The sequence below is a fragment of the Paragemmobacter amnigenus genome, assembly GCF_009908265.2.
In the GTDB taxonomy this organism is placed as follows: Bacteria; Pseudomonadota; Alphaproteobacteria; order Rhodobacterales; family Rhodobacteraceae; genus Paragemmobacter; species Paragemmobacter amnigenus.
The window spans coordinates 116,972-136,337 of the sequence record NZ_JAAATX020000006.1 but is presented as its reverse complement, the minus strand read 5'-3'; the positions used below and the strand labels follow the sequence as shown (position 1 = coordinate 136,337).

Here is a 19,366-nt window from a genome sequence, read left to right as displayed (position 1 = left end):
CGGGGGATGGTGATGGACGGGGTGAAACTGACCAGGACACGCATCCGCGCGGGCGTCTGGGAGGGGGTGCTGTCCGGAACGGAGCGCCCGTCGCTGGAGGTGCGGCATCTGGAGCAGGTCGTGCCCGGGCTGGAGGTTGTGGCGATCCCCGACCGTGCGGGGGAATGGTCGGTGCGCGTGCCGATCCCGGCCGAGGTTCTGGCCGAGGGGGTGCAGACCTTCCTGATCCGCGACCGCGAGACGGGCGAGAATCTGGCGCATTTCACCATCATCACGGGCGTGGCGATGGAAGACGACCTGCGCGCCGAGGTGGATCTGTTGCGGGCCGAGCTGGACATGCTGAAGCGGGCCTTCCGGCGGCATTGCGTCGAGACGATGTGACGTCGCGCCCCTTGCGCCCTTCATCGGGCAAGCAGGCAGCCGAGGTTCTGCGCGTGTGGTCGCGCATGACGCCGCGTCGCCGGTGACAGGGGCGCGGCGCTGGGGCAGTCTGCGCGCCGGAGGACCATCATGACCGAATACCCGCACCTGCTGTCGCCCCTGTCGCTGGGTCAAGTGACGCTGCCCAACCGTGTGCTGATGGGGTCGATGCATACGGGGCTGGAGGAGCGGGGCGACTGGAACCGCGTGGCGGAGTTCTATGCCGAACGCGCGCGGGGCGGGGTCGGGCTGATCGTGACGGGGGGGATGGCGCCCAATGCCGAGGGGGGGGTCTTTCCCGGTGCGGCGGGGCTTCATTCCGCGCAGGACATCGCCAACCACCGCGTTGTGACGGACCGCGTACATCAGGCGGGCGGGCGGATCGCGATGCAAATCCTGCATGCGGGGCGCTATGCCTATGGCAAGGATTGCGTGGCGCCGAGTGCGGTGCGCTCGCCCATTTCGCCCTTTGTGCCGCGCGAGTTGGACGAGGCGGGGATCGAAAAGCAGATTGCCGACATCGTGACGGCGGCCGTGCGGGCGCGCGAGGCAGGCTATGACGGGGTCGAGGTGATGGGGAGCGAGGGGTATTTCCTGAACCAGTTCCTCGTCACCCATACCAACCGGCGGACCGACCGCTGGGGCGGGGAATATGCCAACCGCATGCGCCTGCCGGTGGAGGTGGTGCGGCGGGTGCGGGCGGCGGTGGGGGCGGATTTCATCCTGATCTACCGCATCAGCCTGATCGACCTGATCCCGAACGGCAGCACATGGGACGAGGTGGTGACGCTGGCCCGTGCCATCGAGGCGGCGGGGGCGAGTGTCCTGAACACCGGCATCGGCTGGCACGAGGCGCGGGTGCCGACGATCGCCACATCGGTGCCGCGGGCGGCATTCGCGCATCTGACGGGGCGGCTGCGGGGCGAGGTGGGGATACCGGTGATCGCATCGAACCGGATCAACGCGCCCGATGTGGCGGAGCGGGTGCTGGCAGAGGGGCAGGCCGACATGGTTTCCATGGCGCGGCCCTTTCTGGCGGATGCGGACTTCGTGGCCAAGGCGGCGGCGGGGCGGGCGGAGGAGATCGCGCCCTGCATCGCCTGCAATCAGGCCTGTCTGGATCACACCTTCAGCGGCAAGCTGACGAGCTGTCTTGTGAACCCGCGCGCCTGTCATGAGGTGGAGTTGGCCTATGAGCCGGTGGCGGTGGCGAAATCGGTGGCCGTCGTGGGGGCCGGCGCGGCGGGGCTGATGGTGGCGGCAGTGGCGGCAGAGCGGGGGCATCGCGTGGTGCTGTTCGACCGCGCGGACCGGATCGGTGGGCAGCTCAATCTCGCCAAGCAGGTGCCGGGGAAGGAAGAGTTCCACGGGCTGGTGCGCTGGTTTGCTGCGCGGATCGCGCGGGCGGGGGTGGACTTGCGGCTGGGCGCGGAGGTTGGGGTGGATGACCTGCGCGGGTTCGACGAGGTGGTGGTGGCGACGGGGGTGAGCCCGCGCAACCCGGGGATTGCGGGGCAGGAGCGGGCGCTGGGCTATGCCGATGTGCTGAACGGGGCGCCGGTGGGGCGGCGGGTGGCGGTGATCGGCGCGGGGGGCATCGGGTTCGACGTGGCCGAGTTTCTGGTCCATCGCGGCCTGTCCCCGACGCTGGAGCCTGCGCTGTGGCGGCGGGAATGGGGCGTGGGCGATCCGGCGGATGTGGCGGGCGGGCTGGTGGAGCCCGCGCCCGAGCCGCCCGCGCGCGAGGTCTGGCTGTTGCAGCGCAAGGCGGAAAAGCCGGGGCGGGGGCTGGGCAAGACCACGGGCTGGATCCATCGCGCGGCGCTGGCGGCCAAGGGGGTGAAGATGATCGGCGGTGTCGCCTATGACCGCATCCTGCCCGAAGGCCTTGTCGTGCGGCGCGACGGGGTGGAGGAGTTGATCCCCGTCGACACAGTCGTCCTCTGCGCGGGGCAGGAGCCGGAGCGGGGGCTGGCCGATGCGCTGGCCGCCGCGGGGATCGCGGCCCATGTGATCGGCGGGGCGGATGTGGCGGCCGAACTGGATGCCAAGCGGGCCATCGATCAGGGGGCGCGGCTGGCCGCGCGGTTGTGAGCGGATAAAGGTGCGGGCGGGGCATCCTGTTTCCCTGCCTTCAACGATCCCCACGAAAACCCCTGATCGGCCCCGCCTGCGCCCCGATCCTGCCCGATTTCGCGGTCAATCCTTGGCAAGACGACCTCATAGCTTGCCAGAGGGTAACAATGGACCGACTGACGGAAATGGAAGCCTTCGCCACCGTGGTGGACCAGGGCGGATTCACGGATGCGGCCAAGAAGATGGGCATTTCCAAATCCGCCGTGTCCAAACACGTGTCGGCGCTGGAGGCGCGGTTGGGGGCCCGCCTTCTGAACCGGACGACGCGGCGGGTGTCGCCCACCGAGATTGGCCTTGCCTATTACGACCGCGCGCGGCGGGTGCTGAACGATGCGGGCGAGGCGGATGCGCTGGTCACGTCGATGCAGTCGGCGCCGTCGGGTCTGCTGCGGATTTCCGTGGCGACCGATTTCGGGGTGAACCTGCTGTCGCCGATCCTCGGGGATTTCCTGATCGAATATCCCGAGATCACGGTGAACATGGTCCTGAACAACCGCTATGTGGAGCTGATCTCCGAAGGGTTCGACATGGCGATCCGCGTGGGCGAGCTGGAGGACAGCTCGCTGCGCGCGCGCAAGCTGACCGAGACGACGAAGCGGATGATCGCCTCGCCGTCCTATTTCCAGAAATACGGGCGTCCGATGAAGATCGACGACCTGAACGAACACAAGCTGCTGCACTATTCGAATCAGGCCAATGGCAATGTGTGGAAGATCACCGCGCCGTCGGGGGAAAAGCGGCAGGTGCGGTCGGTGGGCTGGCTGACGGTGAATGACGGGCAATCGCTGCTGAATGCGGCGATTTCCGGTCTGGGGATCGCCTATCTGCCGTCCTTCCTTTACGCGGATGCGATGCGGCAGGGGTTGGTGGAAGAGGCCATTCCTGGACTGCCGACCGAGGTGCTGGGCATCTATGCGGTCTATCCGCCGGGGCGGTTCACCCAGCCCAAGGTGCGCGCCTTCATCGATTTCCTTGCGCGGCAGTTGATCGACAAGGGACCGGATAACTGGTGAGGTCCGACGAACGGACGCGGTCAGAGGGTCGGGGCGGGGATCGCCTCGACCCTTCTGTTTTGGGCGCGGCCTTCTTGGGTGTCGTTGGTGGCGCGGGGGCTGTCGGGGCCGGCGCCGCGCGCGGTGATGCGGGCGGGGTCGATGTCGGCCAGCGCGAGGAGCGCGCTGCGCGCCGCTTCGGCCCGTGCCAGTGACAGGGCGGTGTTGGCACCGGCATTGCCCGAGGCGTCGGTATGGCCCACCAGTTCCACCCGTGCGTCGGGATTGGCGACCAGCCAGTTGGCCAGTTGGCGCAGCGAGTCGGTGTCGGACGCCGTCAGGTCCGCCGCGCCCGAGGCGAAGGACAGGTCTTCCAGCACTGCAGCCTGACCGGCGGACAGGGCCTGTGCGACGGGGCCCGTGACGGGATTGGCTGGCAGGGCGGCGGGTGCGGGGTCGATGCTGCCGGTTTCGGCCAGATCGGGCGTGAAGTCGGATTTGGTGGAGAGGGTGACATCCTCACCGGCCACCGGCGCGCCGATCTCCGTGAGCTGGACAAAGCCCGTATCGGCAGAGCGGCTGACAATCAGGGTGACCCATTCGGGGCCATTCCCGCCGTCACGACGGGCGGCGAGGAAGCGGAAATCGCCGAGGTCCACATGCATTTCGGGTTCAGGCAGGATTTCGATGCCATAGCGGAAGTCGAACCCGCCGCAGCCTGTGCTTTCGCATTCGAAAACGGTGGTGAAGCCCGCCGCCGTGATCTGGTCGCGCAGGGGGCGCAGCAGGTCGAGCGTGCCCCTGTCGGCGCCTGCGAGTTTCCATGCGGTCTGGCGCAGGCTGCCTTCGGCGGTGGTGGTGGGCAGGGTGCCCGCCTTCCACGGTCCGGTGGCGACGGCGTGGGAGGCCAGCGCCTCGACCCGTTCGCCCGAGGGCTTGGCAGCAGAGGGAAGGACAAGGTCGAAGGCCAGAACCGGCGCTTGCAGCGCGACCAGCAAGGGCAGGGCCAGTGCGGGGCGGGCAAGCGCAGTCACCAGTCGCCGGAGGGTCCGGTGCGGGCGTTCGGTCGGGGATATTCTCAACTGCTCGGCCTTCTTCGGGCTATTGCTTCCGATAGTGATACTGTCCCACAACCTGCATTTGCAGGGAAGCATAGAGCGCGCGGGCGGCGGCGTTCCGCTCAGTCACCAGAAGCGCCAGCGTGTCGGCCCCGTGATCGCGGGCCCAGCGGGCGGCGGCCCGCAAGATGTTGTGGGCGCAGCGCTGGCGGCGCAGGGCGGGGACTGTTTCAAGCGCGTGAAGCATCGCAATATTGCCCTGAAGCGCGACGAAGGCCGCCCCCGCCGCGCGGTCGCCCGTGCGGCCGAGGATGGCGGTTTTCGGCCCCGTGACGCGGTCCATGACGGCAACACGGGCGGGGCCGATTCCGCCTTTGGCCCAGATCTGGCGGGTGACGGACAGGGGCGGCCAATGGGGGAAGGTGGACAGGAAGGAAGGCTCTTCCGCGCCAAGCCCGGCGGTGGGGGCGGCATAGGCGACCACGGCGTCGTGCAGGGCATAGCCGCGCGCGGCCAGTGCCGCATCCAGCGCGGCGTCGGCGGGGTGAATGACGAAAAGCGGGTGCTGCCCCAGCGCGCGCATCGCCGCCTCGGCCGCGGGGATGTCGGCATCGGTCCAGTCTGCGGCAGGTGAGGCGGCCGAGACGCGCTGCCCGCCCCCCTGACCTTCGCGGATCAGCCACGGCCCCGCGCGGTGCGTGGCGGCGGGGGGCCATGTCGCCTCGGCCAGTGCGGCCAGACGGGCGGGGGTCATCGCACCGGTCACGGGAACATCGCGGCAAGGCGCGTCATGGCCGCGTCGATCCGCGCCGGATCGGTGCCGCGGATGACGAGGTTGGTGCCGTAGACGCCGTTGGTGTTGAAGGGATAGCTGCCCATCGAGAGGTCGGGAAACTCGGCCGCGAGGGCCGCGAAATCCGAGGCGATCTCGCCCTCGCCCCGGTTCACGCGCAGCGATTGCGACAAAAGCGGCGCGCCGCCCGTCAACGTGGGAAGGACGCCTGCGAGCATCGCCTCGAATATGTTGGGAACACCGGCCATGACATGGACATTGCCAAGGGTGAAGCCCGGCGCGGTGGAGACGGGGTTTTCGATCAGGGTCGCGCCGTCGGGGATGCGGGCCATGCGCTGGCGGGCCTCGTTGAAGGGCAGGCCCGCGCGGTCGTAATGGGCGGCAAGCAGGGCCATGGCGTCGGCGCGGTGGGTGATGGCAACGCCGAAGGCCGCCGCGATCGCCTCGGCGGTGATGTCGTCATGGGTGGGGCCGATCCCGCCCGAGGTGAAGACATGGTCGTAGCGGGCGCGCAGCTCGTTCACGGCGGCGACGATGGCGGGGTGGTCGTCGGCCACGACGCGCGCCTCGGTCAGGCGGATGCCGTGGTCGGTCAGGCGGCGGGCCAGATGGTGCATGTTCGAATCGCGGGTGCGGCCGGACAGGATTTCGTCCCCGATGACGAGCATGGCTGCGGTGGGATTGGGCATTACGGTCTCCTTCCGGCGGGCGTGGGACGGGTATAGGCCGCGCGGGCACGGTTTCAAAGGGGGCGGGACGGCGCAGGTCTGGCCTTTGCAAGAGGCTTTGCTTATCTAGGCGCTGACGCAGGAAAGGTTCTGACCAGTGGACGAGACGCGCGGGCGCATCACGAAGGACGGAATCCGCATCTACGAGGATGCGGATTTCGCGGGCATGGCCGAAGCGGGGCGCGTGGCGGCAGGGATACTGGATGCCGTGGGTCCGCTGGTGGTGCCGGGCGCCACGACGGGCGACATCGACGCCTTCATCACCGAAGAGGTCAAGCGGCTGGGCGTGGTGTCGGCCACCATCGGTTACAAGGGCTATCGCCATGCCTCCTGCATCAGCGTGAACCATGTGGTCTGCCACGGGATTCCGGGCAGCAAGATTCCCGGCCGCAGCAATGACGTGCTGCAGGCCGGGGATATCCTGAATGTCGACGTCACCGTTGTGGTGGACGGCTGGTTCGGCGATTCCAGCCGGATGTATGTCGCGGGCACGGCCAAGCCCTTTGCCCAGCGCCTGATCAATGTCACGCACGAGGCGCTGATGCGCGGGATCGCGGCGGTGAAGCCGGGGAATACCTTTGGCGATATCGGCCATGCGATCCAGTCCTATGTCGAAAGCCAGCGGATGAGCGTGGTGCGCGATTTCTGCGGCCACGGTCTGGGCCGGGTCTTCCATGCGCCGCCCAACGTGCTGCATTACGGGCGGGCGGGCAGCGGGCCGGTGCTGGAGGAGGGGATGTTCTTCACCATCGAGCCGATGGTGAACCTTGGCCGCCCCGAGACGAAGGTTCTGGCCGATGACTGGACCGCGATCACGCGGGACAAGTCGCTGTCGGCGCAGTTCGAACATTCCGTTGGCGTGACGGCGACGGGGTGCCAGATCTTCACCGCCTCGCCCGCGGGGAAATTCCATCCGACGCAATAGCCCGCCGCGGCGCGGGCGGGCAGGCCGCCGGGGGCCCTGCCCCCGGACCCCCGGAGTATTTGGGCCGAGATGAAGGGGGAAGGGTGGGTTGCATCCCTTTGCGCCCCGTGAAAGTTTCACCCTGACAATGCGAGGTGATCGATGAAGACCGTATCGGAAAGCCGTGCCTTCGGGGGTGTGCAGGGGGTGTATTCGCATCCGTCGGGCACCTGCGATTGCGACATGACCTTTGGCCTCTTCCTGCCCGAGCAGGCCGAGGACGGGCCGGTTCCCGTGCTGTGGTATCTGTCCGGCCTGACCTGCACGCATGAGAACGCGATGGTGAAATCCGGCGCGCAGCGCTGGGCGGCCGAGGCGGGCATCGCGCTGGTCTTTCCCGATACCAGCCCGCGCGGGGCGGGGGTGGCAGATGATCCGGCCTATGATCTGGGGCAGGGCGCGGGGTTCTATGTGAACGCCACGGAAAGCCCGTGGGAGCCGCATTTCCAGATGTGGGACTACATCACCGACGAATTGCCCAACGTGCTGTTTTCCGCCTTTCCTCTGGCCGAGGCGGCGCAGGCGATCACCGGCCATTCGATGGGCGGGCATGGCGCGCTGACCGTGGCGATGAGCTTTCCGGGGCGGTTCCGGTCGGTGTCGGCCTTTGCGCCGATCTGCAATCCGGTGGCGTCCGACTGGGGGCGCAAGCAGTTCACCGCCTATCTGGGCGCGGATGAATCCGCATGGGCGGGCTATGACGCCACGCTGATGATGCGGCGCTATGGGTTCGACGGGCCGATGCTGATCGATCAGGGGACGGCGGACCAGTTCCTTGACCTCTTGAAGCCCGAGGCATTGGCCGAGGCGATGGCGGCGCGGCGGCAGGGCGGGTCGTTCCGGATGCAGAAGGGCTATGACCACAGCTATTTCTTCGTGTCGACCTTCATGGAGGAACATGTGGCCTTCCATGCGCAGGCCTTGCTGGGCTGACGGGGTGACGCGGCTTTTCGTCGATGCCGATGCCTGCCCCGTGAAGGAGGAGGCGGGGCGTGTCTCGGCCCGCCACGGGGTGCGGATGTATGTCGTGTCGAATGGCGGGATCAGGCCGATGACAAGCCCGCTGGTCGAGATGGTCTATGTGGCGGACGGGCCGGACGAGGCCGACAAGTGGATCGCCGCGCAATGCGGGGCGGGGGATGTGGTGGTGACGGGGGATATCCCGCTGGCCGCCAAGGCGGTGGCGGCGGGGGCCGTGGTGGTGAAGCACAATGGCGAGGTGCTGACCGACCGCAACATCGGCAACGCTCTGGCGACGCGCGATCTGATGGCGGACCTGCGCAGCGCTGATCCCTTCCGGCAGGGCGGCGGGCGGCCCTTTTCCAAGGCCGACAGGTCGCGGTTTCTGGAAGTGCTGGAGCGGGTGATCCGGCAGGCGAAGGGTTAGTCCAGCCGCGCGGGCAGGGTGAAGCCGCGCAGGAAATCTTCTGGCACCTGCGCCTTCTTCCCTTCGCGCTGGGCAAGGGTGATCTCGACCGCGCCGTCACCGCAGGCGATGGTCAGGCCGTGCAGCACGCTGCCGGGGGCGCCGCTGCCCGTGGCAAGGCGTGCGCGCAGGAGTTTCACCCGTTCGCCCCCCGCCATGCACCACGCGCCCGGAAAGGGTGACAGGCCGCGGATCAGCCGGTCGACTTGCACCGCGGGACGGGTCCAGTCGATGCGGGCTTCGGCCTTGTCGATCTTGGCGGCATAGGTGACGCCTTCGGCGGGTTGCGCTTCGGGGGTCAGGTCGGGCAGGCGGTCGAGCGCGGAAAGGATCAGCCCTGCGCCCATCTGCGAGAGGCGGTCGTGAAGTTCGGACGTCACCTCTTCCGCGCCTATGGGCGTTGCCTGCCGCAGCAGGACGGGGCCGGTGTCGAGGCCCGCCTCCATCTGCATGATGCAGATGCCGGTTTCCGCATCCCCCGCCATGATGGCGCGATGGATCGGGGCCGCGCCGCGCCAGCGCGGCAGGAGCGAGGCGTGGATGTTCAGGCAGCCCATGCGCGGGGCGTCGAGGATCGCTTGCGGCAGGATCAGGCCATAGGCCACCACCACCGCCACATCCGCGCCAAGTGCGGCGAAGGACGCCTGTTCGTCGGCCCCCTTCAGGCTGGCGGGATGGCGGACGGGCAGGCCGAGTGCATCGGCCGCCGCATGGACGGGCGTGGGGCGCAGGTCCTTGCCCCGTCCGGCGGGGCGGGGGGGTTGGGTGTAGACCGCCACGATGTCATGCCGCGCGGCGAGGGCCCGCAGCACGGGGACCGAAAAATCGGGCGTGCCCATGAAGACGATCTTCACCCGCGCCTCCGCAGTTTTTCCGCCTTGGCCAGCAGCATCTTGCGTTTCAGGGGCGAGAGGCGGTCGAAATACATCTTGCCCGCCAGATGGTCGATCTGGTGCTGCACGCTGGTCGCCCAGAGGTGGACGAAGTCGCGTTCCTCGATTTCCCCCTGTTCGTTCACGAAACGGACCGTGACCGCGCGGGGGCGTTCAATCACCGCCGAGACGCCGGGCAGGTTGGGGGATGCCTCCTCATGTTCGCGGGGCTGGACGCTGGCGTGCAGCACTTCGGGGTTGGCCATGCGGATCGCCTGCCCGCGTTCGGTGGAACAGTCCACCACGGCAAGGCGCAGGGGGATGCCGATCTGCGGCGCGGCAAGGCCGTAGCCGGGCATCGCCTCCATCGTGTCGATCATGTCGGTCCAGATGGCGCGGATCTCGTCGGTGATGGCATCGACCGTCGCTGCGGGCGTCTTGAGCACGGGGTGGGGCCAGGGCAGGCAGGGGCGGGCGGTCATGGGGCGTTCGCTGCGTCATAGGCCGCAAGCGCGCGGGCGCGGGCGGCGGGGGAAAGGCGGTCAAGGGTGAGGATGCCGTCGAGATGGTCGATCTCGTGCTGGGCGCAGATGGCGGCGAAGCCGGTCAGGGTGTCTTCCTGTGGCCGCCCCTCGGCATCGGTCCAGCGCAGGTGGATTTCCGTGGCGCGGGTGATGTCGGTGGTGATGCCGGGGATCGACAGGCAGCCTTCGGGGCCGGTCGCGGTGGCGGTGCCGCGCGACAGGATCACGGGGTTGAAGAAGATGCGCGGGGCGGGGGGGCCGTCCTTCCACGTCACATCCATCACGAAAAGGCGGATCAGATGCCCCACCTGCGGCGCGGCAAGGCCGCGGCCGGGGGCGGCATACATGGTGTCGAGCATGTCTTGCGCCAGCGCCCGCGTGGCATCGGTCGGCAGGACGGGGACGCAGGGCGTGGACAGCCGCGCGTCGGGCCATGTCAGGACGGGCAGGACCGCCATCAGCCCTGCCGCGCGCGTTCGCGCTTCAGCTTTTCCATCTTGCGGGTGATCATCTGGCGTTTCAGCGGGCCCAGATAATCGATGAAGAGCTTGCCGTTCAGGTGGTCGATCTCGTGCTGCACGCAGGTGGCCCAGAGACCGGCGAACTGTTCCTCGTGGCTTTTGCCGTCAAGGCCGGTCCATGTCACGCGCACCTCGGCGGGGCGCTGCACCTCGGCATATTGGTCGGGGATGGAGAGGCAGCCTTCCTCGTAGGTCGACAGCTCTTCGGAGGACCATGTGATGACGGGGTTGAACATGGCGATGGGGCGGGGGGCCTGATCTTCGCCCTTGACGCAGTCCATGACGATCAGCCGCTTGGTCACGCCGATCTGCGGCGCGGCAAGGCCGATGCCGGGGGCATCATACATGGTCTGCAGCATGTCCTCGGCCAGTTTGCCCATGTCTGCCGATATCTCGGCGACGGGTTCGCAGAGCTTCTTGAGGCGCGGGTCGGGATGGATCAGGATGGGACGGATCATGCGGCCTGATTAGCGGAAAAGGGGCCGGTCCTGCAATGGCGGGACAGGAGCGGGGTGGCGGGCGGTGGCCTTGGTCCAGTATTCCGGATAATTCCGCTTTATCGGTAAAATGTTCTATGTAGGTATGAAATTTCGGAACATTGTATCGCTTCAAATTTCCATCTTGGAACGAAGGTTCCGTCTTGCTATGCCTGTGCCTGTCACAGCGAACAGAGGGCGGACATGGACTTCGACACCCCGATCAACCGCATCGGCACCCATTGCGTGAAATGGGACATGATGGAGAAGTACTATGGCGTCCCTGCCGAGGGCGGGCTTGCCATGTGGGTGGCGGACATGGAATTCCGCCCGCCGGCCTGCGTGCAGGCGGCGGTGGACCGGATGGCGGCGCATGGGGTCTATGGCTATTTCGGGGATGACAGCGCCTATCTGGAGGCGATCCGCTGGTGGATGCAAACGCGCCACGGCTGGTCGGTCGAGACGGGGGATATCTTCACCACCCACGGTCTGGTGAATGGCACGGGGCTGTGTCTGGAGGCGTTCACCGCGCCGGGGGATGCGGTGGTGCTGACGACGCCGGTCTATCACGCCTTTGCCCGCACGATCAAAGCGGCGGGGCGTGAGGTGCGGGAATGTCCGCTGGCGGTGGTGGATGGCCGTTACGAGATGGATTTCGACGGCTGGGACGCGATGATGACGGGGACAGAGCGGATGTTCATCCTCTGCTCGCCCCACAATCCCGGCGGGCGGGTCTGGACGGCGGCCGAGCTGCGCGGGGTGGCGGAGTTCTGCAAGCGGCATGACCTGATCCTCGTCTCGGACGAGATCCACCATGATCTGGTCTATCCGGGGCAGACGCATGTGCCGATGCCGCTGGCCGCGCCGGATATCGCGGACCGGCTGGTGATGATGACGGCGACGACCAAGACCTTCAACATCGCGGGCAGCCATACGGGCAATGTCATCATCGCGGACCCCGTGCTGCGGGGGAAGTTCGCGGCGAAGATCATGGCGCTGGGCATTTCGGGCAACAGTTTCGGGATGCACATGGCGACGGCGGCCTATTCGCCCGAAGGCGCGGCATGGGTGGATGCGCTGATGGCCTATCTGGACGGGAACCGGCGGGTCTTCGATGCGGGGATGGCGGCCATTCCGGGGCTGCGGTCCATGCCGCTGGAGGCGACCTATCTGGCCTGGCTGGATTTTTCCGGCACGGGGATGGACGCGGCGGAATTCATCGCGCGGGTCGAGAAGGAGGCGAAGATCGCCACCAACCACGGGTCGAGCTTCGGGGCGGGCGGGGAAAGCTTCCTGCGGTTCAACATCGCCGCCCCCCGCGCGATGGTGGAGGAGGCGGTGGCGCGGATGCAGGCGGCGTTCCGCGACCTGCAATAATCACGCGGAGCCGCCGTTCCCGGCGGCACGCCTGTGCGAAAGGGGGGGCTGCCGCCCCCCGAGGGGCGCGCGCGCCCCTCTCCCCCTGCGAGTATTTGGGCCGAGATGAAATCAGGCGGGTCTTTCGCCGCCCGTCGCCTCGGTCACCCGATCCGCGGCGGCGCGGACGAGGGCGCCAAGGCGGGCGGCGTCGGACAGCGCCATGCGGAAGGCGGGGCCGCTGACCGACAGGCCCGCGACGGGTTCGCCATGGGCGTTGAAGATGGGGGCTGCGACGCAGCGCATCCCTTCGGCGCGTTCCTGATCGTCGATGGCAAAGCCGCGTTCGCGCGTGCGGGCAAGGTCGCGCAACAGCGCGCTGTCCGAGGTGTGGGTGAGGGTGGTGAAGCGTTCCATCCCCTTGCGCGACAGGATGCCCCTGACCTTGTCCTCGGGATACCAGGCGAGCAGCGCCTTGCCGATGCCCGAGACATGCATGGGCGCCTTGGTCCCGGGGGGGAAGAAGGCGCGGATCGCCTCGTGCGTTTCGACCTGGCTGAGGAAAAGGACTTCATCCCCCACCTCGACCCCCAGATTGGCTGTTTCGCCGGTGTCGCGCATGAGCTGGTCCATTGGCCCCCGCGCGCGTTCGACGACCTTGGTCCGGCGCAGGAAGGCGGTGCCGACGCGGAAGGCGGCAGGGCCGATGTGCCAGACCTGACCGGGCTCCTCCACTTCCACCATCCCATGCGATTGCAGGGTGACGAGGGCGCGGAAGACGGTGGCGACGGCCTGACCGGAGGTTTCGGCCAGTTCCGACAGCGTCAGGCCCGGATGGGCGGCGAGGGTGGAGAGGAGGCCCAGCGCGCGGTCGAGCGCCTGGACGGTGTTCTGGTCGGTCTTGTCGTGGAAGGCCTTGGGGCGGCCACGGGGTTTTGTGGGCATTGTCGGGCGTCCGGTTCGGGTGAAAAAGCGCAAGCGGTTGATTTGACGGCAGGATAGCGGGTTTTTCGTTGAATGAAAAATCTTTTCGAAAAAATTGCGGGATCGGGTCGGCGGGCGTAGGGTCAGGGCAATCCAAGGTGGAGTTGCCCCGATGTCCTTCCAGAATCCCGTCTTCATTCCCGGTCCGACCAACATCCCCGAGGTGATCCGCAAGGCCTGCGACATGCCGACGATCGACCATCGTTCGGCGGCCTTTGGGCGGCTGTTCCGTCCGGCGGTGGCGGGGGTGCGGCGCGTGCTGCGGATGGAGGGGGGCGAGGTGATCATCCTGCCGTCCACTGGCACGGGGGGATGGGAAGCCGCGATCACCAACACCCTGTCGCCCGGCGATACGGTTCTGGCCGCGCGGTTCGGGATGTTCAGCCACCGCTGGATCGACCTGTGCCAGCGCCACGGGCTGGAGGTGCAGATCATCGAGACGCCCTGGGGGCAGGGCGCGCCGATCGCCGCCATCGAGGCGGCGCTGCGGGCTGATGGGGCCGGGCGGATCAAGGCGGTTCTGGCGACCCATAACGAGACGGCGACGGGTGTGCGGTCGGATATCGGTGGCATCCGGCGGGCGATGGATGCGGCGGGGCATGGGGCGATGCTGTTCGTGGACGGGGTGTCGTCCATCGGGTCGATGCCGTTCGACATGGCCGGTTGGGGTGTGGATATCGCCGTGGCGGGCAGCCAGAAGGGGTTCATGCTGCCGGCCGGTCTGGCGATCCTTGGCGTGTCGGACAAGGCCCTTGCCGCGATGGAGGGGGCGCGGATGGCGCGGACCTTCTTCGATTTCCGCGACATGCTGAAGGGCTATGCGGCGGGGGGGTATCCCTACACGCCCGCGGTAGGGCTGATTGCGGGCCTGGCGAAGTCCATCGAGATGCTGGAGGACGAGGGGCTGGAGGCCGTCTATGCCCGCCATGCGCGGCTGGCCGAAGGGGTGCGGCGCGCGGTGGCGGCCTGGGGGATGCGGCCCTGCGCGGCGTCGGCGGATCTTTGTTCCGACACGGTGACGGCGGTGGTGGTGCCTGCGGGGTGCAACGGGACCGATCTGGTGAAGCTGGCGGCCGAGAAATACGGCGTGGCCTTCGGTGTAGGACTGGGCGAGGTGGCGGGCAAGGTGTTCCGCATCGGGCATCTGGGGATGCTGACGGATGTGATGGTGCTGGGGGGCCTTGCGACGGCCGAGATGTGCATGGCCGATCTGGGCTGGGGCGTGCGGCTGGGATCGGGTGTGGCGGCGGCGGCGGAGTTCTATCGCGGGTCGGCCGCGCCCATGGCCATGGCGGCGGAATGACGGATGCGGCGGGACCGGGGGCCAGCCCCCGGACCCCCGGGATATTTGGGAACGGAAAATGGAGGCAGGGGTGCGCGACATGGCAGAGATGGTGGTGCCGACCTATGACGATGTGGTCGCGGCGCATGAAAGGATCAGGCCCTATATCCACCGCACGCCGGTGTTGACGTCTTCGTTCCTGAACGAGCTGACGGGGGCGGAGCTGTTCTTCAAATGCGAGAACTTCCAGAAGGCGGGCGCGTTCAAGGTGCGGGGGGCGTCGAACGCCGTCTTCGGGTTGCGCGAGGATCAGCTGGAGCGGGGGGTTGCCACCCATAGCAGCGGGAACCATGCGCTGAGCCTGTCCTATGCGGCGGGGCGGCGGGGGATACCCTGCACGGTGGTGATGCCACGCACGGCGCCGCAGGCCAAGAAGGATGCGGTGCGCGGCTATGGCGGGGTGATCGTGGAATGCGAGCCGTCGACCAGCAGCCGCGAGGCGGTCTTTGCCGAGGTGCAGGCGCGCACGGGGGCGGATTTCGTGCATCCCTACAACGACCCGCGCGTCATCGCGGGGCAGGGGACCTGCTCGCGCGAGTTGATGGAGCAGGTGGAGGGGCTGGAGGCCGTGGTGGCCCCCATCGGCGGGGGCGGGATGATTTCCGGCACCTGCCTGACCCTGTCCGCCATCGCGCCGAAGGTGGAGATCTTTGCCGCCGAGCCGGTGAATGCCGATGACGCGGCGCGCAGTTTCCGCGCGGGCCACATCATCGCGGATGATGCGCCCGACACGGTGGCCGACGGGTTGAAGGTGCCGCTGAAGGAGCTGACCTGGCATTTCGTGAAGACCTACGCGACCGATGTCCTGACCGCGACCGAGGACGAGATCGTGGAGGCGATGAAGCTGCACTGGAAGCGGATGAAGATCGTGATCGAGGCCAGCTGTTCCGTGCCGCTGGCGGTGATCCTGAAGAACCCGGACCGGTTCCGGGGCAAGCGGGTCGGGGTGATCCTGACCGGCGGGAATGTGGATCTGGACAAGCTGCCTTGGATGAAGGGGTAAGGGATATGAACGCACCTGTGAAACTGGACGGGCTGGAAGTGGGCTATGACATCCCCGCGCTGCCGGGGATGGCCGAGGCGGATATCCAGACGCCCTGCCTCGTGCTGGATCTGGACGCGCTGGAGCGCAACATCGTGAAGATGGGCAACTTCGCCAAGGCGATGGGCGTGCGTCACCGCGTGCATGGCAAGATGCACAAGTCGGTGGATGTGGCCCTGCTGCAGGAACGGCTGGGCGGGTCCTGCGGCGTCTGCTGCCAGAAGGTGAGCGAGGCCGAGGTCTTTGCCCGGGGCGGGATCAAGGACGTGCTGGTCAGCAACCAGGTGCGCGATCCGGCCAAGATCGACCGTCTGGCGCGGATACCGAAGCTGGGCGCGCGGACGATCTGCTGCGTGGATGATCCGGCCAATGTGGCCGATCTGTCGGCGGCGGCGGTGAAGCACGGCACGACCATCGAATGTCTGGTGGAGATCGATTGCGGCGCGGGGCGGTGTGGCGTGACGACGACGCCTGCGGTGGTGGCTCTGGCCAAGGCGATTGCCGCCGCGCCGGGGCTGAAATTCGCGGGCATCCAAGCCTATCAGGGCGCGATGCAGCACATGGACAAATACGAGGACCGCAAGGCCAAGATCGACATCGCGGTCGCCATGGTGCGCGATGCGGTCGATGCGCTGAAGGCGGAAGGGATCGACTGCGACATCGTCGGGGGCGGTGGCACGGGGTCCTATTACTTCGAAGGAAATTCGGGGGTCTATAACGAGCTTCAGTGCGGTTCCTACGCCTTCATGGATGCCGATTACGGGCGCATCCTCGACAAGGATGGCAAGCGGATTGATCAGGGGGAATGGGAGAATGCGCTGTTCATCCTGACCTCGGTCATGTCCCACGCCAAGGCCGACCGCGCGATCTGCGACGCGGGGCTGAAGGCGCAGTCGGTTGATAGCGGGCTGCCGGTCATCCATGGCCGGACGGATGTGAAATACATCAAGTGCAGCGACGAGCATGGCGTGATCGACGACCCGCAGGGCGTGCTGAAGGTCAATGACAAGCTGCGTCTGGTGCCCGGCCATTGCGACCCGACCTGCAACGTCCATGACTGGTATGTGGGCGTGCGCGGCGGCAAGGTCGAGGTGGTCTGGCCGGTGTCGGCGCGCGGCAAGGCCTATTGATCCGACAGGCGCGCGCGGGGATGCCTGCGCGCGCCTTCCCCCCTTTTCCCCGAAGGACATGCGATGCTGATCGTTCCCGAGGCGCTGATTGCCGACCTCGTCTCTGCCCAGGATGCCTATGACGCGGTGGCGGCGACCTTTGCCGCCATGGCGCGGGATCAGGCCTACAACTTCCCCGTCGTGCGCGAGGCGCTGGGCGAGGGGCGGCAGTACGGGTTCAAATCCGGGCTGGACCGCGCGGGGGGGATGCTGGGCGTGAAGGCGGGGGGGTATTTTCCGGGCAACATGGCGCGCGGGATCACCAACCACCAGTCCACGGTCTATCTCTTCGATCCCGACTCGGGCCGTCCGACGGCGATGGTGGGGGGCAACCTGCTGACCGCGCTGCGGACGGCGGCGGCCTCGGCCCTGTCCATCGACCGGCTGGCGCGGCGGGAGGCGCGGGTGCTGGGGATGGTCGGTGCGGGGCATCAGGCGGGGTTCCAGTTGCGCGCGGCAGCGCGGGTGCGGCAGTGGGATCGCGTGATCGGCTGGAACCTGCATCCCGAGATGCTGCCGAAACTGGCCGAGGTGGCGGCGGAACTGGGCCTGCCCTTCGAGGCCGTGCCGCTGGAGCGGATGGCAGAGGCGGATGCGATCATCACCATCACCTCGTCCCCCGCTGCGTCGCTGATGGCGGGGCATGTGCGGGCGGGCACCCATCTGGCCTGTATGGGCACCGACACCAAGGGCAAGCAAGAGGTGGAAACCGCACTTGTCGCCAAGGCGCGGCTCTTCACGGACGAGGTGGCGCAGTCGGTCACGATCGGCGAGGCGCAGCACGCGATGGCGGCGGGGCTGGTGGCGGCGGGGGACATCACGCCGCTTGGCGCGGTGCTGACGGGCGCGGATGCGGGGCGGCGGTCGGCAGAGGAGATCACGCTGTTCGACGGGACGGGCGTGGGCCTGCAGGATCTGGCCGTGGCCGCCGTGGCCGTGGCGCGGGCGCGCGAGCGGGGCCTAGGGATCGAGGTGGCGTTGTGACCCGTGGGATGGGCAATATTGCCCATCCTGCCGTTTGATCATATCGCGTTTCAGGCATTGAAGCCCGTCGCAGGCCGTGGTCTGTCTGTGCGCCAGCGGGCAGGGGAGTTCGGCAATGCGCGTCTTCATCAACGGCTTCGGGCGGATCGGGCGGTCGGTGCTGCGCGCGCTGATCCAGTCGCCGGACCGCTGGCCGGACCTGACGGTGGCGGGGATCAACGACATCGCGGCGGCCGAGATGTGCGCCTATCTCTTCGAATACGATTCCGTCTTCGGCCCGTGGCACGGCAGCGTGGCACTGCAATCGGGGGCGCTGGTGGTGAACGGGGTGGCGATCCCGCTGCACCGCACGCCCGACATATCGGCGCTGGACCTGTCGGGCGTGGATGTGGTGATGGAATGCACAGGCCGCGCGGATGCCCGCGATGTGGCGGAACGCGGCCTGCGCGCGGGGGCGCGGCGTGTGCTGGTGTCGGGGCCGTCGAAGGCCGCGGATTTCACGGTCGTGCTCGGGGCCAATGATGCGGCGCTTGCGGGGCAGGCGATCGTCTCCAACGCCTCTTGCACCACGAATGCGCTGGCGCCGCTGGCACGGCTGATCCATGACCGCTGGGGGGTGGTGACGGGGTCGATGACGACGATCCATTGCTATACCGGCAGCCAGCCCACGGTGGATGCCCCTGCCGCCGATTACCCGCGCTCGCGCGCCGCGGCGCTGTCGATGGTGCCGACGACGACCTCGGCCAGCCGCCTTGTCGATGTGGTGCTGCCCCAGATCGCGGGCCGGATCGAGGGGTCGGCGGTGCGCGTTCCCACCGCCTCGGTCTCGTGCGTCGACCTGTCGGTGATGACAGAGCGGCGGGCAACCGCGGAAGAGGTGAACGCCGCATTCCGCGCGGCGGGTGGCGTGATCGGCGCGACGGACCGGCCGCTCGTGTCGACCGACCTGCGGGCGCGGCCGGAAAGCATCGTCATGGCCTGCCCCGAAACACGGGTGACGGCGGGCGGCATGCTGCGCGTCTTTGGCTGGTATGACAATGAATGGGGCTTTTCCAACCGGATGCTGGATGTGGCGATGCGGATGGGCTGAGCCCTAGGGCGTGACCGTCCAGCTTTCGGAAAAGCGGTATTCCTCGAGATTGGGGGTCTGGCCGATCCGGTCGATCACGGCAAATAGCCCCGGCCCGCCCAGTGGCGTCAGCACGCCATGCCACGTCCCGCGGCGCAGGTTGATGCCCTGCGCCCCGTCCGTGACGAAGGCATGGGGCGTGGCCGTCGGCCCGTCGCTGACAATGACGAGGAAGGGGTCGGCGGACATCGGGATGAAGGCCTGCGATCCGTCGGGGTGGCGTTCGATCAGGTTGAAGGCATAGGGCAGCGACCGCAGCTCGGCCTTGAAGATGGAAATCCCCGCGCGTCCGGCGGGGCCGAAGTCCAGACCCGCGCGGTCATGGTGGCGGCGGCAGAGGCCCGCATTGATCAGCCGGAAATCGCCCGCAGCCTCCAGCACCTCGCCATAGGGGGCGAAGGCTTCGGCGGTCAGGGGTTTGATCTTGATGGTCTGCATCGTTCTGCCTTT

At 67.9% G+C, this 19,366-nt stretch carries 21 protein-coding genes; 12 read left to right on the top strand and 9 right to left on the bottom strand.

All coding sequences use genetic code 11. The features are described 5' to 3' along the window. The first annotated feature begins 12 nt into the window (after positions 1 to 12). The 3 genes from GU927_RS09930 to GU927_RS09920 all read left to right on the top strand — a co-directional run bounded on the left by GU927_RS09930 (position 13) and on the right by GU927_RS09920 (position 3,569). Positions 13 to 381, top strand: a complete 369-nt coding sequence (locus GU927_RS09930) for a hypothetical protein (protein WP_161762285.1) — start codon at positions 13 to 15, stop codon at positions 379 to 381. Positions 382 to 510: 129 nt separating this feature from the next. Then, a complete protein-coding gene (locus GU927_RS09925; protein WP_161762284.1) occupies positions 511 to 2,514 on the top strand; it encodes an NADPH-dependent 2,4-dienoyl-CoA reductase in 2,004 nt (667 codons plus the stop codon). Positions 2,515 to 2,663: 149 nt separating this feature from the next. After that, positions 2,664 to 3,569 (top strand): LysR family transcriptional regulator, encoded by a 906-nt coding sequence (locus GU927_RS09920; protein ID WP_161762283.1) that lies wholly within the window; start codon positions 2,664 to 2,666, stop codon positions 3,567 to 3,569. 20 nt (positions 3,570 to 3,589) lie between these two features. On the opposite strand, the gene GU927_RS20630 is transcribed toward GU927_RS09920, so the two are convergent. From GU927_RS20630 to GU927_RS09905, 3 genes are all read right to left on the bottom strand, one after another. Continuing rightward, the gene (locus tag GU927_RS20630; protein WP_161762282.1) at positions 3,590 to 4,582 is read right to left on the bottom strand and encodes an OmpA family protein; all 993 of its coding nucleotides are present in this window, start codon (positions 4,580 to 4,582) and stop codon (positions 3,590 to 3,592) included. Between the two features lie 67 nt (positions 4,583 to 4,649). Beyond that, positions 4,650 to 5,360, bottom strand: coding sequence for a GNAT family N-acetyltransferase (locus tag GU927_RS09910; protein ID WP_161762432.1), 711 nt, complete (start codon positions 5,358 to 5,360; stop codon positions 4,650 to 4,652). Between the two features lie 8 nt (positions 5,361 to 5,368). Beyond that, positions 5,369 to 6,088, bottom strand: a complete 720-nt coding sequence (locus GU927_RS09905; protein ID WP_161762281.1) for a competence/damage-inducible protein A — start codon at positions 6,086 to 6,088, stop codon at positions 5,369 to 5,371. Positions 6,089 to 6,224: 136 nt separating this feature from the next. On the opposite strand from GU927_RS09905, the gene map reads away from it, so the two are divergent. The 3 genes from map (at position 6,225) to GU927_RS09890 (ending at position 8,478) form a co-directional block, all read left to right on the top strand. Continuing rightward, positions 6,225 to 7,052, top strand: coding sequence for a type I methionyl aminopeptidase (map, locus tag GU927_RS09900; protein ID WP_161762280.1), 828 nt, complete (start codon positions 6,225 to 6,227; stop codon positions 7,050 to 7,052). Between the two features lie 141 nt (positions 7,053 to 7,193). Continuing rightward, a complete protein-coding gene (gene fghA, locus GU927_RS09895) occupies positions 7,194 to 8,024 on the top strand; it encodes an S-formylglutathione hydrolase (protein WP_161762279.1) in 831 nt (276 codons plus the stop codon). A gap of 4 nt (positions 8,025 to 8,028) precedes the next feature. Then, positions 8,029 to 8,478, top strand: coding sequence for a YaiI/YqxD family protein (locus GU927_RS09890; protein WP_161762278.1), 450 nt, complete (start codon positions 8,029 to 8,031; stop codon positions 8,476 to 8,478). Here GU927_RS09890 and fmt read toward each other — a convergent pair. From fmt to def (GU927_RS09870), 4 genes are read right to left on the bottom strand one after another with little or no spacing between them, the layout of a single operon-like run. Continuing rightward, positions 8,475 to 9,371, bottom strand: coding sequence for a methionyl-tRNA formyltransferase (gene fmt, locus GU927_RS09885; protein ID WP_161762277.1), 897 nt, complete (start codon positions 9,369 to 9,371; stop codon positions 8,475 to 8,477). The two genes, GU927_RS09890 and fmt, sit on opposite strands and share 4 nt — an antisense overlap. Further along, complete coding sequence (gene def, locus GU927_RS09880) at positions 9,368 to 9,871, bottom strand: peptide deformylase (protein WP_161762276.1); 504 nt, start codon at positions 9,869 to 9,871, stop codon at positions 9,368 to 9,370. Before def (GU927_RS09880) ends, fmt begins: the two co-directional genes overlap by 4 nt. Continuing rightward, positions 9,868 to 10,371 carry a peptide deformylase gene (gene def / locus GU927_RS09875; protein WP_161762275.1) on the bottom strand — a complete coding sequence of 168 codons (504 nt, stop codon included), beginning with the start codon at positions 10,369 to 10,371 and terminating at the stop codon, positions 9,868 to 9,870. The genes def (GU927_RS09880) and def (GU927_RS09875) overlap by 4 nt, the downstream gene beginning before the upstream one ends. Continuing rightward, positions 10,371 to 10,892, bottom strand: a complete 522-nt coding sequence (def, locus tag GU927_RS09870) for a peptide deformylase (protein ID WP_161762274.1) — start codon at positions 10,890 to 10,892, stop codon at positions 10,371 to 10,373. Before def (GU927_RS09870) ends, def (GU927_RS09875) begins: the two co-directional genes overlap by 1 nt. 222 nt (positions 10,893 to 11,114) lie before the next feature. Between def (GU927_RS09870) and GU927_RS09865 the strand changes: the two genes are divergently transcribed. Further along, on the top strand, positions 11,115 to 12,287 hold the full coding sequence (locus GU927_RS09865; protein WP_161762273.1) for a MalY/PatB family protein: 1,173 nt from the start codon (positions 11,115 to 11,117) through the stop codon (positions 12,285 to 12,287). 111 nt (positions 12,288 to 12,398) lie between these two features. Here GU927_RS09865 and bhcR read toward each other — a convergent pair whose 3' ends face one another. After that, the gene (gene bhcR / locus GU927_RS09860) at positions 12,399 to 13,211 is read right to left on the bottom strand and encodes an HTH-type transcriptional regulator BhcR (RefSeq protein WP_161762272.1); all 813 of its coding nucleotides are present in this window, start codon (positions 13,209 to 13,211) and stop codon (positions 12,399 to 12,401) included. Positions 13,212 to 13,362: 151 nt separating this feature from the next. On the opposite strand from bhcR, the gene bhcA reads away from it, so the two are divergent. The 5 genes from bhcA to GU927_RS09835 all read left to right on the top strand — a co-directional run bounded on the left by bhcA (position 13,363) and on the right by GU927_RS09835 (position 18,877). Next, positions 13,363 to 14,553 carry an L-aspartate--glyoxylate aminotransferase BhcA gene (gene bhcA / locus GU927_RS09855; protein WP_161762271.1) on the top strand — a complete coding sequence of 397 codons (1,191 nt, stop codon included), beginning with the start codon at positions 13,363 to 13,365 and terminating at the stop codon, positions 14,551 to 14,553. Positions 14,554 to 14,611: 58 nt separating this feature from the next. Next, positions 14,612 to 15,595 (top strand): beta-hydroxyaspartate dehydratase BhcB, encoded by a 984-nt coding sequence (gene bhcB, locus GU927_RS09850; protein ID WP_217765582.1) that lies wholly within the window; start codon positions 14,612 to 14,614, stop codon positions 15,593 to 15,595. A 5-nt stretch (positions 15,596 to 15,600) separates the two neighbouring features. Continuing rightward, a complete protein-coding gene (bhcC, locus tag GU927_RS09845) occupies positions 15,601 to 16,764 on the top strand; it encodes a 3-hydroxy-D-aspartate aldolase BhcC (RefSeq protein WP_161762270.1) in 1,164 nt (387 codons plus the stop codon). A 63-nt stretch (positions 16,765 to 16,827) separates the two neighbouring features. After that, on the top strand, positions 16,828 to 17,787 hold the full coding sequence (bhcD, locus tag GU927_RS09840) for an iminosuccinate reductase BhcD (protein ID WP_161762269.1): 960 nt from the start codon (positions 16,828 to 16,830) through the stop codon (positions 17,785 to 17,787). A gap of 115 nt (positions 17,788 to 17,902) precedes the next feature. Beyond that, positions 17,903 to 18,877: a type I glyceraldehyde-3-phosphate dehydrogenase gene (locus tag GU927_RS09835; RefSeq protein ID WP_161762268.1), complete on the top strand. Its 975-nt coding sequence runs from the start codon at positions 17,903 to 17,905 to the stop codon at positions 18,875 to 18,877. Between the two features lie 3 nt (positions 18,878 to 18,880). On the opposite strand, the gene GU927_RS09830 is transcribed toward GU927_RS09835, so the two are convergent. After that, positions 18,881 to 19,354: an ureidoglycolate lyase gene (locus tag GU927_RS09830; protein ID WP_161762267.1), complete on the bottom strand. Its 474-nt coding sequence runs from the start codon at positions 19,352 to 19,354 to the stop codon at positions 18,881 to 18,883. Positions 19,355 to 19,366: the final 12 nt, after the last annotated feature.